10 protein-coding genes are annotated in these 13599 nt (G+C 52.9%); all 10 read right to left on the reverse strand.

Annotation, left to right across the window (positions count from 1 at the left end; translation table 11 throughout):
- Nucleotide 1: 1 nt before the first annotated feature.
- Complete coding sequence (locus tag I2D94_RS05395; RefSeq protein ID WP_195395892.1) at nt 2-757, reverse strand: HNH endonuclease; 756 nt, start codon at nt 755-757, stop codon at nt 2-4.
- 268 nt (nt 758-1025) lie between these two features.
- A complete protein-coding gene (gene rlmD / locus I2D94_RS05400; RefSeq protein WP_195395893.1) occupies nt 1026-2390 on the reverse strand; it encodes a 23S rRNA (uracil(1939)-C(5))-methyltransferase RlmD in 1365 nt (454 codons plus the stop codon).
- An 81-nt stretch (nt 2391-2471) separates the two neighbouring features.
- Entirely contained in the window at nt 2472-3170 is a 699-nt protein-coding gene (locus tag I2D94_RS05405) for a hypothetical protein (RefSeq protein ID WP_195395894.1), read from the reverse strand.
- 132 nt (nt 3171-3302) lie between these two features.
- Nucleotides 3303-4727, reverse strand: a complete 1425-nt coding sequence (gene gatB / locus I2D94_RS05410) for an Asp-tRNA(Asn)/Glu-tRNA(Gln) amidotransferase subunit GatB (RefSeq protein WP_195395895.1) — start codon at nt 4725-4727, stop codon at nt 3303-3305.
- Entirely contained in the window at nt 4727-6151 is a 1425-nt protein-coding gene (locus I2D94_RS05415; RefSeq protein ID WP_195395896.1) for an amidase family protein, read from the reverse strand. The genes gatB and I2D94_RS05415 overlap by 1 nt, the downstream gene beginning before the upstream one ends.
- A gap of 1 nt (nt 6152) precedes the next feature.
- Nucleotides 6153-6449 carry an Asp-tRNA(Asn)/Glu-tRNA(Gln) amidotransferase subunit GatC gene (gene gatC / locus I2D94_RS05420; protein ID WP_195395897.1) on the reverse strand — a complete coding sequence of 99 codons (297 nt, stop codon included), beginning with the start codon at nt 6447-6449 and terminating at the stop codon, nt 6153-6155.
- Nucleotides 6450-6647: 198 nt separating this feature from the next.
- Nucleotides 6648-7727, reverse strand: coding sequence for a CamS family sex pheromone protein (locus tag I2D94_RS05425; protein WP_195395898.1), 1080 nt, complete (start codon nt 7725-7727; stop codon nt 6648-6650).
- On the reverse strand, nt 7717-9708 hold the full coding sequence (gene ligA, locus I2D94_RS05430; RefSeq protein WP_195395899.1) for an NAD-dependent DNA ligase LigA: 1992 nt from the start codon (nt 9706-9708) through the stop codon (nt 7717-7719). Before ligA ends, I2D94_RS05425 begins: the two co-directional genes overlap by 11 nt.
- A gap of 550 nt (nt 9709-10258) precedes the next feature.
- On the reverse strand, nt 10259-12424 hold the full coding sequence (locus I2D94_RS05435) for an ATP-dependent helicase (RefSeq protein ID WP_195395900.1): 2166 nt from the start codon (nt 12422-12424) through the stop codon (nt 10259-10261).
- Nucleotides 12425-12749: 325 nt separating this feature from the next.
- Nucleotides 12750-13526, reverse strand: coding sequence for a GNAT family N-acetyltransferase (locus I2D94_RS05440; protein ID WP_195395901.1), 777 nt, complete (start codon nt 13524-13526; stop codon nt 12750-12752).
- Nucleotides 13527-13599: the final 73 nt, after the last annotated feature.

A 13599-nucleotide genomic window follows, 5' to 3' on the forward strand; every position in this document is an offset into this window, starting at 1 on the left:
CTTATATAAACTCCAGCAACTTCTTTTCCGTGCAGAATTCATACCCCATCTTTTTTAATCCAACCTTATCAAACTGAACGACTATCGTTGTTCCTTCAATCGCTGTAATCTTGCCAAAGCCAAATGCTTTATGTTTCACCTGTCTTCCGACAATATCGATTGGTATTTCCATCTGCGGTTTTGGCTCTGGTTTCGGAACAATAGGTGCAACAAATACAGGCTTCTTTGTTCCTTTTTTCTTGGCAGCAGCCATCATTTTTGTATACGCAGCATCAACATTCTTACCACGATTTTCGTAGTCATCCATATCCTTAAACACGAACATTTGCGGCTTCTTTACAGCATTATCTGGTACAGGCCTTATCGGGAACATCCATACTTTTCGATCATTACCATCTTCACCGGGCTGCACATCTGTGTATGGCTTGCTCACAAGTTCTATTCTTCCGCAGTAAATATATTCTCCAGCATCTATAACTTCAAACAGATGAACATCAACTCCATTATAATCAGACTCAGCCAATGTGGCATTCTGCGCCCAATGAATGTCTTGGTCGCCTGATTTGCCCATGCCCGTATAATGTAAAACCCCGCCAATCCACTTATCATGATAAAGACCTTTTGTATAATCCGATACAATAACAAGTGTATTTGTTGTTCTTGACCGGCGCATACCTCCCATATTTCCACATTTGAATATTCCAACAATATCTGCGTTCTTAATAATTTGTCCTATTTTTAGTCCAGGATTAAACATAGATACGCCTCCAATTCTTAATATCTATTCCACTGCCTGCTACCCCTTCGAGTATCGAGTGGCTTAAACTGCGGTCAGCCTTGTTATCCATATCACTGCCACAACCTCTTACATCTAATCCACAGCCTAAACCCTACCACTCATTTTCCGCTGTTCGGCAAATTCGTTTAGTGGATATGTTTCCATATAAGAAAACCGAGCTTTTTCAGAGGTTAGGCTTTACATCCCAACTTCCGAAAAAGCCCAGAAATACGCCACTTTCTGGCATTTATTTATCTTTTCTTGACAGCAAACATACCGTCTCCACGTGCGTCGTCTGCGGGAACATATCCACCGGCTGCACAACCTCCACGCCATATCCCCGCTCATTCAACGCCGCACAATCCCGTGCCAAGGTCGCCGGATCGCACGAAACATACACAATCCGCTTTGGGTTCATCTTAACCAACGAATCAATCGTCGTCCCGTCCAGTCCCTTGCGCGGCGGATCCACGATCGCCACATCCGGCTGAATCCCCCGCTCCAACAACTGCGCCGTGCACACTCCCGCGTCGCCGCAGATAAACTCCGCGTTGGCGATCCCGTTGCGGACCGCGTTCTTCTTCGCATCCTCTACCGCCGAAGGAACAATCTCGATGCCGATCACCCGCTTCGCCTTCCGGGCCGCGCTCAATCCAATCGTGCCTGTGCCGCAATACACGTCGATCACCGTTTCTTCCCCGGTTAAACCAGCCAGCTCAATCGCCTTCGTATACAACACTTCCGTCTGAACTGGATTAATCTGATAAAACGACTTCGCCGAAATCTGGAACCGCAGCCCCAACAATTCTTCCTCAATCGAAGCCGATCCCCACAACACGATTTCTCGATTCCCCAGAATCACATTATCCTCACGCTCGTTCACATTTAAGATGATGCTGCGAATCTGCGGATACGCCGGAGTCAAACGCTCTATCAGTTCGTCTTTCCCTTTCAGGTTCTCCGATTTCGCGATTAACACAACCATGACCTGCCCCGTCTTAAACGCATGTTTGATCAACAAATGCCGCAACTGCGCCGGATCGCCCGCTTCCTCAATCCAGGACCGCAGCGATCTCAAAATCTGATTCTCCAGTTCGCTGTGCAGGCAGCATTCGTCAAAATCCACAATATCATGCGAATGACTCCGGTAATAGCCGCAGATCACTTTTCCATCCCGATTGACCCCCACCGGCACCTGCACCTTATTCCGATAGTTCCAGGGAAATTCCATCGACAACACCGGCTGAACCTCCACGTCCAGATGTCCGATCCGCTGGAAACAATCCGCAACCCGATGGCGCTTAAACTCCGCCTGCAGCTCAGCCCCCATTATCTGCAGCTGACAGCCTCCGCACTGACGCGCAACGGGGCAGCGCGGCTCGACACGCTGCGGACTCTCTGATAAACGCCGGATCACCCGGCCATAACCCACGTTCTTCTTCATGGCCGTCACACCGATCTCCGCACTTTCCCCCTTCAATAAATCCTTCACGAAGAAACACAATCCTTCATGACGAACTACCCCCAGTCCATCAAACGTATAGTCGACAGCTACTCCTGTAAACACATCATTCTTCTTTAACGCCATTCTCCGTTCCCCTTTCTGAATCATAATTTCAGCTCATCGCAACGATGAAACAACCAAACCTCAAGCCCTAAATCCGATCCAAAAACGAAAAAGGGCTTCCGCCCTTTATTCCTTCGTGTCGTCCTGCGCTTCCGTATCCTCGCCGCCAACGACCTCGTCATCGTCATCCTTCGCCACCTGAGGATTCCGCTTTTCCGCCAGTTCCTCGCGCAGCTGCTGGGCCAGATCGGCATCCAGCGGTTTTGATACGATCTGCGTCGCAGCCTGTTCCATACTGGAGTTTTTCGCGCGGATCACATACACATAATCCTCGGACCCCGATTTATCAACATTGTTGTAGACATGCACTTCCAGGTCATACATCTTCTTGCCATTCGACGCCGTAAAGTAAGTTCCTTCATTCAGCACCGCCGTCACATCATTGTACGCCGTTTCCGACAAAGCACTCGCTTCCTCGTCGCTGATCGAATCCACGGTATCAACATACACCCGCAGCGTCGCCGTCGTCAGTTCCACCGTGACCTTCTCCACCTGGTTTTCACCCTTGATCCGACTTTCGATTTCCGACAGCTGATCCTTGGTGATCGCCGGATCCAGATCGCCCTTGAACCGATCGCCGTTGATCGGCTTCCCCGTATCCATGGACGCGCTGATCAAAATCCATCCCAGAATCGCGCATGGAATCGCGATCAGTACCAAGCCCACAATCAAAATCATTGTGGATTTATCATTCTTCTTCGTTTTATGTTTCTTTGCCGGCGCCGCGGCCGGTTTCTTCTTCACTGTTTTCTTTTGTTCAGACAAAGTCCTTCACTCCTTATCTTTTACTATTTTACAGGAAAAGAAGGGATTTGACCAGTCATTTCCTGAACCCTGCGTTTTTTGTAAGAAAAAGGACACCGAAAGCGTCAGTAACGCCTGGATGTCCCCCTTCAATCAGATTCTTTTCTTCAATTCCTCGACGATCAGCTTGTTGGTCATCGCCGGATTGGCCTGGCCTTTGGACTTTTTCATGACCTGACCGACCAGGAAGCCGACGGCGCGGTCCTTCCCGTTTTTATAGTCTGTGATCGACTGCGGCTGATCATCCAAAACCTGATTGATCAGCGCGATCAGCGCGGAGGAATCGGACAGCTGTTTCATGCCTTTTTCCTGAGCGACCTGCTTCGGATCCTTCCCCTGAAGCACTTCCTCAAAGACGATCTTCGCCTGCTTGCCGGAGATTTCTCCGCCGACGATCATGTTGACCAGCTCAGCCATCGCCTGCGGCGCAACTGGGTTTTCAGCCAGCTTCGTGTTCAGCTTCGTCAATCCGGCCGGCAGCTCGACGATCACCCAGTTGGCAGCGATCTTGGCGTGCTGCGTGTGCTTCATGACCTGATCGTAATAATCGGCCAACTCCTTATTTGCGACTAACAGCGCGATATCATTTTCCGGCAGCCCCAGCTCGGCATACCGGGCCTGGCGAACTTCCGGCATTTCCGGCATCGCGGCCTGCAGCTGACGAATCCACTCCGGATCGAGCTGGATCGGGAAAATATTCGGTTCCGGGAAATATTTGTAATCCACAGCACCTTCCTTTTTCCGCATTGAGATCGTCGTGCGCGACGCCTCGTCGAAACGGCGGGTTTCCTGAACGACCTGACCGCCTTCGTTTAAGATCTGTGTCTGACGTTCAATTTCATACTCGACCGCTTTCTGGACGTTGCTGATGGAATTGAGGTTTTTAATTTCCGTCTTAACGCCGAATTTCTCAGTTCCGACCGGACGCAGCGAGATGTTGACGTCGCAGCGCATCGAGCCTTCTTCCATCTTGACGTCGGAAACGCCCAGATAATACAGTGTCTGTCTGAGCTTTTCGACATATGCCATCGCTTCTCTGCCGCTGCGGATATCCGGTTCCGATACGATTTCCACCAGCGGTGTACCGGCGCGGTTGAAATCGATCAGTGTACCGGCGTCATAGTGGAACTGCTTCGCTGTATCTTCTTCCATGTGCAGCCGTTCAATCCGGATGATCTTCGGCCCGTTTTCCGTTTCAATCTCGACATGGCCGCGACGGCCGATCGGGTAGAACTGCTGGGTGATCTGGAAGCCTTTCGGCAGGTCGGTATAGTAATAGTTTTTCCGGTCGAACCGCACCAGCGGATCGATCTCCATGTTCAGCGCCGTACAGGCCTGCACCGCCATCGCGACGGCCTGCTTGTTCAGACACGGCATCGTGCCGGGATGGCCTAAATCAATCTCGTTAACGCAGGTGTTGGCCGGAGCGCCGAACAATACCGGAGCGCCGGAGAACATCTTGGTTTTGGTCTTTAACTCACAATGTATTTCAATTCCGATAATGACTTCGTATTCCATTATTCAATTTCCTCCGCTGTGGCGTCCTTCAGGCCGGTGATGTCTTCCATCGCCGCCGCAAAGTCGAACAGGCTCTGTTCATCCCAGGCCTTCGCCGTCATGTTTAAGCCGACCGGCAGTCCCTCGATCAAGCCCATCGGCACCGTACAGCTTGGATAACCGGTAAAGTTGCCGATGACCATGTGATTCTCCGCGATCAGATAACCGTCGGACAATTCGTCCCGGGAGTGGTCGTCCAGCTTCGGCGCGACATCGCTGCTGGCGGGGGCGATCAGAATATCATAATCCTTCATGACCTCCGCGACATTCTCGACGATCAGGCGGCGTACCCGCTGCGCCTGGCGGAACAGCTTTTCCTGATTTTCGACAAACAGACCGTAGCTGCCGATGACAAACCGCTTGCGAATCAAGGAGCCAAAGCCCTTGGTGCGCGACTGAATCATGATTTCTTCCATGCTGCTGCCCGGCTGCTGAACGCCGAACCGGATGCCGTCCAGGTTGGAGTGATTGGCCGTCGCTTCGCAGTTGGCGATTAAGTAGTAGGCCGGCAGGATCGCTTTCAACAGATCCTCGCGCAGACTGACTTCTTCCACTACCGCGCCCTTCGCTTTTAAAGCTTCGACGGTCTTTTCAAACAGGGCTTTCACTTCCGGATTAGCCAGCGCGTCGATCACGTTTTTAAATACCGCGACGCGGCGCCCCTTAATCTCGCTGTTCAGCGCTGCCGCGTAGTCCGGTGCCGGTCTGTCAGCCGAGGTCATGTCGCGATCATCCCGGCCGGCCAGCACTTTTAAGGCCTCGGCCGCATCCAGCGCGCTGCGCGTGAAATAGCCGACGTGATCGAGCGAAGAGGAATAAGGAATGATGCCGTAGCGGGAAATCCGGCCATAGGTCGGCTTCATGCCCAGAACACCGCAGAACGACGCAGGCTTGCGCACAGAATCCCCAGTATCGGAGCCGACCGCAAACGGAACGACACCCGCCGCGACTAACGCTGCGCTGCCGCCGGAGGAGCCGCCCGCCATGCGGGTACGGTCATATGGATTATACACCGGGCCGGTCGCCGCCGTTAAATTAGTGCCGCCCATCGCCAGCTCGTCCATCGACGCTTTGGCGATCACCACAGCGCCGGCTGCCTTCAGCTTGTCGACGATGTGCGCGTTATACACCGGAACATAGTTATCCAGAATCTTGCTGGAAGCGGTCGTGCGGACGCCGCGGGTACAGACGTTATCCTTTAAGACCACCGGCATGCCGTAAAACGGTCCGTCCGGAATTGTATTCAGCGCCGCCAGCTGATCTTCAACGTCGACAAACGTCACCACCGCATTGAGCCGCGGCTGGGAAGCCTGTGCTTTGGCCACAGCCGCTTCCACCCGTTCGCGGGCGGTCGTCGTCGCTTTTAATTCACTCATCGTTGCCATTTTACTTCACCACCTTCGGAACCACAATGTGGCATTCTCTGACTTTCGGCGCGTTGGCCAGCGCGTCTTCACGACTGATCACATGATCGACGACATCCTCGCGCAGATAACTCGTCGGTGTTTCAAACGGGTAGACCATCGGTTCCACCCCCGTCGTGTCGATGCTCTCCAGCAGTCTCAGCTGTTTATTCAGCGTTTCGAATTCGGCCGCGATATCGGCGGCTTCCGCGTCGCTGAGATCGAACATCAACCGGTGCGCTAATTCTTTAAAATAAGCGGGATCTTTGATTTCTTCCATCCTTCTTCTCCTTCTTTGCTTCTTCTTTTAGTTGTTTCTTCTTTTCAAGTGCTTCTTCTTCTCAAGTGCTTCTTCTTTTAGTTGCTTCTTCTTTTCCGTTGTTTCTTCTTTTCAAGTACTTCTTTTCTTGCGATCAGGACGTTCCGGCTTTGCTTTCCCTAAGCTGGCTTGTCAATGGCTGCACTCTCAAAGCGGTGGTCAGCTAATATCCAGCACCGTGGTTTTCATCGTGCCTTTTTCGCGGTGCAGAATCATCACGGTTTCTTCCAGCTGCTTGATCTCGATGATCAGCTCCATATCCGTGCTGGAGAAATTGGCCGACAGCTCGTTAAGCAGCTGCATCAGCGAGTAGATCTCCGTGTAGCTCTTGGCCTGAACGGTCACGGTGATCTTGAGATAGTCCGCCGTGTCGTTGGTGTAGCGGGCCTTACCGATGATATTGACATTTTCCGGCATGAAATCCTTGACGCCGGCCTTGACCGTGCTGAATTGGGACGACAACACGCCGTCCAGCGCTGTCGCCTGATCGCTCGGGATCAGCACCCATTGTTCCTCAATCGGCGTGAACTGGCCGCTGCGGCTGGTAAACAGCCCCTGACCGATGAATGCTCCCGGGACGCTGGAACTGGTTGAATTTGAACTGTAAAACGTGATATAGATCGGCAGATCAGCGTCGACTTCGGCTTTGTTGCGGAAGTAGCGTTCCAGTTTGCGGCCGATCGTGCTGGCGTAGGTATACAGCTTGTCCTGCGGGATTTCCACGGTGCTGTCGCCGCTGGTCACAGAGCTGTTCATCAGAATACCGACCGAAATACCGTTGAGCGTTTTCTGGTCTTCCTTCGCGATGAAATCAATCTCAACGATGCCATAAACGATGTAGGGGCGTTCCAGAATAATCGCATCGCTGATCTCAAAGTTGCCGCTGGGATTGAGTCCATAGGAGTGATCGCTGCTTTCGTAGCGCTGCAGCTCCTGGATATCCTCATATTTCAAGATCTGTCCGGCCTGCAGATAATTGTCCTTGACCGGAAAGTGCTGCTTGCTTAATTCGATCAGCTCTTTCGGCATCTGCATCAAATCAAAGCGGCTGTTCGTGTTGCCCCGCCAATACCGGCCTTCGGACAGTTCGTGAGGCAGCAGCGTCTGGTAATCGTCCGAGGAATAGCTGCTGATCACCGTGCCGTCGCCGGTTTCCTCCGGCGCTTTCGGGGAGCAGCCGGCCAGGCTCAGCGTCAGGCAGAGAACCAGCGGAATCAGGCCCCAGCGGTTATTCCGCATGGCGGTTGACCTCTTCCATGAATTCGCTTTCCGTCATCGTCGCGACCCCCAGGCTCTGGGCTTTCGTCAGCTTGGAGCCGGCGTTTTCACCATAGATCACAAAATCAGTGCGCTTGGAAACGCTGCCGGACACCGTAGCTCCCAGATGCTCGAGCAGCGCCTGAGCTTCCGGCCGGGTCATCGTCGCCAGGGTGCCGGTCAGTACGACCGTCTTGCCAGTGAAGATCGTTTCCACCTGTTCCTCTTTCAGACAAATCATATTCAAACCGTGGCCGATCAGTGCTTCGATCAAATGCTGGTTGGCTTCATCATGGAAGAAGTCCAGCACAGTCTGAGCGGTGATCGCGCCGATGTCCTTGATTTCTTCCAGTTCTTCATAGGTTGCCTGCATCAGGGCCTGCATCGTTTCAAACCGGTAGGCCAGAATCTTCGCGGCCTTCTCGCCGATCTGGCGGATGCCTAAACCGTACAACAGCTTCTCCAGTGAATTCTGCTTCGAGTTCTCAATCGCCTCCAGCAGGTTATCGGCGCTCTTCTTCCCCATTTTCGGGGTTTCGAGAATTTCGTCGTAATGATCCTTCAGGTTGTAAATATCCTCGACGGTGTTCAGCCATCCCTGGGAATGAAACAGCTCCACGCGTTTGACGCCCAGTCCGTCGATATTCATCGCGTCGCGGCTGCAGAAGTGAGCGATCGACTCGACAACCCGCGCCGGACAGTCGTTGTTGATGCAGAAGTGATGGGCTTCGTCAGGATAACGGACAAGCGGCATCCCGCAGACCGGACAAACCTTTGGAAAAACATACGGCACTTGCGAGCCGTCGCGTTTTTCCGGCACGCTCGCGACAATTTCCGGGATAATATCGCCGGCCTTGTGGACAACAACGTAATCGCCGATCCGGATATCCTTATCCCTAATCATATCTTCGTCGTGCAGCTGCGCGAACCCAACACTTGTCCCTGCCAGACGCACCGGCGTCAGCTGTGCGTTCGGCGTGATCTTGCCAGTCCGGCCAACTGTGACGAAGATGTTTTCCAGCCGCGTCACCGCTTCCTCTGCCGGGAATTTATACGCGATCGCCCACTTTGGGGTTTTCGCCGTAAAGCCTAACTGCTGCTGCTTTTCATAATCGTTCACCTTGATGACGATGCCGTCGATCTCATACGGCAGATCGCTGCGCATTAACGTCAGATCCTCGACAAACTGCCACACTTCCTCCATATTGCGGCACAGCCGGTTCAGCGGATTGATCCGGAAGCCCAGGCTGTGGATGAAATCGAGCGATTGTGAGTGCTGATGATGTCCCAGCTGCGGCCCCTGCGGGACATGGTACCACAAAGCGTCCAGACCGCGGGAAGCCGCAACTTTTGAGTCCAGCTGCCGGATCGAGCCGGCTGCCGCGTTGCGTGGATTGGCAAATTCTTCCTCGCCGTTTTCCCGGCGCTTCTGGTTTAAGCGTTCAAAGCTGGCCTTCGGCATGTAAACCTCGCCGCGGACTTCCAGCTCGCCTTCATAATCAATTTCCATTGGAATCGACTTGATCGTGCGGACGTTATGTGTCACGTCCTCGCCCACGACCCCATCGCCGCGGGTCACGGCATACTGAAACCGGCCGCCCTGGTAATTCAGCGACATCGCCAGACCGTCGATTTTGCATTCGCAGCAATATTCCACCGGACCGACTTCGGCTTCCGCTTTGCGGGCAAATTCAAAAAGTTCTTCCTTGTTGAAGACGTCGCCTAACGAAAGCATCGGACGTTTATGCGTAATCTTATTAAATTCTTCCAACACCTGACCGCCGACGCGCTGGGTTGGGGAGTTGGGATCGAACAGTTCGGGATGCTGCTGTTCAAGGGTAATCAGCTCCCGCATCAGTTGGTCGTACTCCGCATCGCTGACGGTCGGATGGTCCAGCACATGATATTCGTAGTTATATTGATTCAGCTGCCTGCGCAGCGCGAGAATGCGATCTTCGCTCATCACTGTACCTCCTGAAATATCCAGTTTATTATAGCATAAGAACAAATGTTTTCTTCATCATCTTTACCAAGTTTACGCAATCTAATCGTTCCCAGGCCGCTTCTTTTCACTTTCCTTTTACATCCCGCTTCCTCGCAGCGGGCTCCCGCGATCAAACCTGTAGGGCTTAACGAATTTGACTGATCAAATCTGCGACTGCGCGCTGCGCTCCTCAATGCCTGTTTCCCAGAGCCTCTGGTTCATGATAGAAGCTCAGAAAAAGCTTGGAGCCAAAGACCGCATGAAATACCCTCCGGTTTCCCTGATTCCGGGAGCGCGGAGGGTCTTCTGTTTTTTCTGCATTCAATCCGACTTTTGCGTTCAATCCGGCTTCTAACACGGCTTACGCCGCCTTGGAATATCCATGGAATTCTCGCTTTTCCCCGAATCTGCGACTCAGGCCTTCGCTCAGACTTCCGCATCGGTTTCTACCTCAGGCCTTCGCTCAGACTTCGCTTTGGTTCTGCCGCAGGCCTTACAGCTGCCGATTCAGCCTGACACGAGGAAAGGATTATTCAACTTCCTCAGCTTTCTGAATCGACGGATGAGTCGCCATGATCTTACGCACGCCGAATGGGAAGGCAAATGCGATTTTCAGCATGCCTTCGCTGTATTCCAGCACGACGCCCTCGCCGAAAGCGGCATGGCGGACGTGATCGCCCTTCTTCCACTTCGTCCGCGGCTTGGAGGCGATTCTTTCCTCAAACGGCGCTTCGTCCTCAAACAGCGCGGAGTGCAGCTTGATTTCCTTCGGCTTGCCGGTATCGAAGGTCGCGCCGATGTGTTCGATATATTGCGGATCGATTTCCTTGATAAACCGCGACGGCACTTTAATCCGGCTTAAAATGTAGCTGAAGCCTGAGCTTTCCGTCAGATACAGCTTGTTCTGGGCACGCGTGAAGGCGACGTACGCCAGCCGGCGTTCTTCCTCCAGCCCTTTCAGCTGGCTTTCCTGCATCGCGCGGTCGTTCGGGAAAATCCCTTCGCTCATCCCGTAGACAAAGACCGTATCGAATTCCAGTCCCTTCGCCGCGTGAACCGTCATCAGCTGGACGTGATCGCCGCCGTCCTCCGCGCCTTTATCGCCATACAGCGAAACCAGCTGCAGGTATTCTTCCAGCGAACTGTCCGGGTAATTGACCGTATAGCTTTCAATATCGGTGATCAGTTCCTTCAGGTTTTCCAGCCGCTCATTTTCCTTATCCGCTTCCAGCATCGAGCGGTAGCCGCTGTCCAGCAGGATCATTTCCAGCAGCCGGCTGATCGGTGTCGAAGGCGCCAGATTCTTCCACTTTTCCACCATTTTAACAAAGTTGTCGATGGTTGTCTGAGCCTTGCCGCTGACAACCTTTTCATCGCGGATAACCTCGTACATCGTCTTGCCCGTTTCCCGAGCCCGTTGCACGATCGTGTCCATCGTCTTGTTGCCCAGCCCCCGCCGCGGAACGTTGATGATCCGCATCAGCGCCAGATCGTCGCTGCCGCACACCATCCGCAGATAGCACAGGGCGTCCTTGATTTCCGCCCGTTCGTAGAACTTGATGCCGCCGTAGATCACATACGGAATCCGCTGTTCGATCATCGCTTTTTCAAGCGCGCGGGAGAGGTAGTTGGAACGGTAGAGAATCGCGCAGTCGCGGTAGCGCTGGCCTTGCTTGTGCAGCTCGTTGATCTTGCAGGCGATCCAGGTCGCTTCATATTCTTCCCCGGCACTGGAATAGTGCGTGATCGCGCCATTGTCCGGACGGCTTGTGAACAGATCCTTTTCCACACGGTTGCGGTTGTTGTGAATCAGCGCGTTGGCGCCGTTCAGGATGCTTGGGGTCGAACGGTAGTTTTCATTCAGAACGATGGTTTCGCATGGCTGGTAATCTTTTTCAAAATTCATGATGATGTTGACGTCCGCCCCGCGCCAGGTGTAAATCGTCTGATCCGGATCACCGACGACATAGACAGAGTTGTCGTTGCCGGCCAAGAGCTGGATCAGATCGTACTGGATCTTGTCGATATCCTGGAACTCGTCGACGTGGATATAATGGAAACGCTGCACCCACTTGGCCTGAATTTCCGCAAACTGGCGGAACATCCGCACGGTATACAGAAGCAGATCGTCGAAGTCCAGCGCGTAGATCGCCTGCTGACGGTTGACGTAATATTCATAAACCTTCGCTTTGTCGTTTTCCCCGCGCAGATCGCCGGCGAACACATAGGCCCGCTCCGGGCTGATCTCAGCGGCTTTGTTATTGGCGATGTAGTCCAGCAACGAACCGAAGGTATAGGTCTGCTTATCCAGACCGAATTCCTTGTAGGCTTCCTTCAGAATGCTGCGCTGATCGTCGGCGTCCATGACCGTAAAGTTGCGGGGCATGCCCATCGCCGGGATATCCTCGCGCAAAATCCGCACGCACAGCGAGTGAATGGTTGAAATGAACACGGCGTTGCCTTGTTCCGGAAGCATCTGCCGGATCCGCTCCTTCATTTCGTTGGCGGCCTTGTTGGTGAAGGTGATCGCCAGAATTTTATTCGGCCAGACATGACACTGCTCGATCAAATGCGCGATCCGCATCGTCAGCACGCGCGTCTTGCCGCTGCCGGCCCCCGCGATAATCCGGACATACTGGCTGGACGTCAGCACGGCCTTTTTCTGATTTTCATTCAGCATATCAATTAAAACCATTGTTCGCCACCTCTGCTTTTCTCTTCTTTAAGCTGATTTTCACGGACTTGGATCATGAAATCGTTCCTTATTTTAAGCCACGAGATTCAATTTTCCTCAAAGCCTCGATTCAACTCCCCGTAAAATCCCTGAATTTCAAATTGTTGATTCAGACTTTCTATATTATACATGAAACGCGAGTCATTTCTATCCCCGAGCTGCGGGTTTCAGAATTTTCATTTTCCCGGCGGAATGGGTTCCGGCTAAAAGGCGTCGCCTCTAAGGCTTTCCCAGATTGCCGCAACATTCTAAGCCTTCATCGCTTCGCCGGAAAGGAAAAGGAAGGTCAACGCGATCCTTCCTTCTGACGCAGCATCAATGTCCAGCGGCCGATCGGCACAAAGCCCAGCCGGCTGTAAATTCTTCCCGCTTCCTCGTTTTCGAAGAACAGGCATGGTTTTTTACCTTCACTTAGCAACTGTCCGCACAGCGCCGTCATCACCGCGCTGGCTAACCCCTGACGCCGCCAGTCCGCGCGTGTCGCCACGCCGCCAATCATCGCCGCTTCTGCGGTTTCCGCTGTGCTGTTGGCCTGGCAGATCACCTGGCCGCCCCGCTCAATCAGGAAATGGCGGCCTTCCCGCGTTTCAATCCGGTGTGCGATCATCGCCGCTTCGTTGTCCGTCTGGAACACCTCTTCCAGCAGCCCTTTTATCCGCTGGGCATCCTGCGGCTGGGCCTGGCGGATCTGCGGATCCGATACCGGTTCCGCTGTCAGCGCGTCCAATTCGCAAAACAAGCATTCCTCACGGCTGAAGGCATCCAGCGCCAGCCCATCCAGCACCTCTTTACGCCCTTGAATCGCCTGAATTTCATATTCTTGAACCAGCCGTTCGACAAACTGCGAGTCGACGCGATTTTCTTCGCTGGCGATCACCAGGTTATGATAATACACCAGATAAATGCCATGTACAAATTCATCTTTATCAATAAAAACAGTTTGAAACCCCTGATTGAATCCATAGTTCTCAATGTCCCCGATCAAAAACAAATTCAGCGACGGGCTTTGCCTCAGATAATCCAGACATTCCTGCCGATGTTTTTCACTGCAGCGAATCATCATCGCAATCACCTCGATGCTTTTTATTTTATCAAACTCTGACACGGAGGTGAACTATTTTTTCAACTTTCTTAAT

This window comes from Holdemania sp. 1001302B_160321_E10, from assembly GCF_015552275.1.
In the GTDB taxonomy this organism is placed as follows: Bacteria; Bacillota_I; Bacilli_A; order Erysipelotrichales; family Erysipelotrichaceae; genus Holdemania.

Excerpts from the sequence above, each read along its gene's own strand:
- I2D94_RS05395 (WP_195395892.1), bottom strand. The coding sequence starts at position 757 with ATGTTTAATCCTGGACTAAAAATAGGACAAATTATTAAGAACGCAGAT.
- rlmD (WP_195395893.1), bottom strand. The coding sequence starts at position 2,390 with ATGATTCAGAAAGGGGAACGGAGAATGGCGTTAAAGAAGAATGATGTG.
- gatB (WP_195395895.1), bottom strand. The coding sequence starts at position 4,727 with ATGGAATACGAAGTCATTATCGGAATTGAAATACATTGTGAGTTAAAG.
- I2D94_RS05415 (WP_195395896.1), bottom strand. The coding sequence starts at position 6,151 with ATGGCAACGATGAGTGAATTAAAAGCGACGACGACCGCCCGCGAACGG.
- gatC (WP_195395897.1), bottom strand. The coding sequence starts at position 6,449 with ATGGAAGAAATCAAAGATCCCGCTTATTTTAAAGAATTAGCGCACCGG.
- I2D94_RS05425 (WP_195395898.1), bottom strand. The coding sequence starts at position 7,727 with ATGCGGAATAACCGCTGGGGCCTGATTCCGCTGGTTCTCTGCCTGACG.
- ligA (WP_195395899.1), bottom strand. The coding sequence starts at position 9,708 with ATGAGCGAAGATCGCATTCTCGCGCTGCGCAGGCAGCTGAATCAATAT.
- I2D94_RS05435 (WP_195395900.1), bottom strand. The coding sequence starts at position 12,424 with ATGGTTTTAATTGATATGCTGAATGAAAATCAGAAAAAGGCCGTGCTG.
- I2D94_RS05440 (WP_195395901.1), bottom strand. The coding sequence starts at position 13,526 with ATGATGATTCGCTGCAGTGAAAAACATCGGCAGGAATGTCTGGATTAT.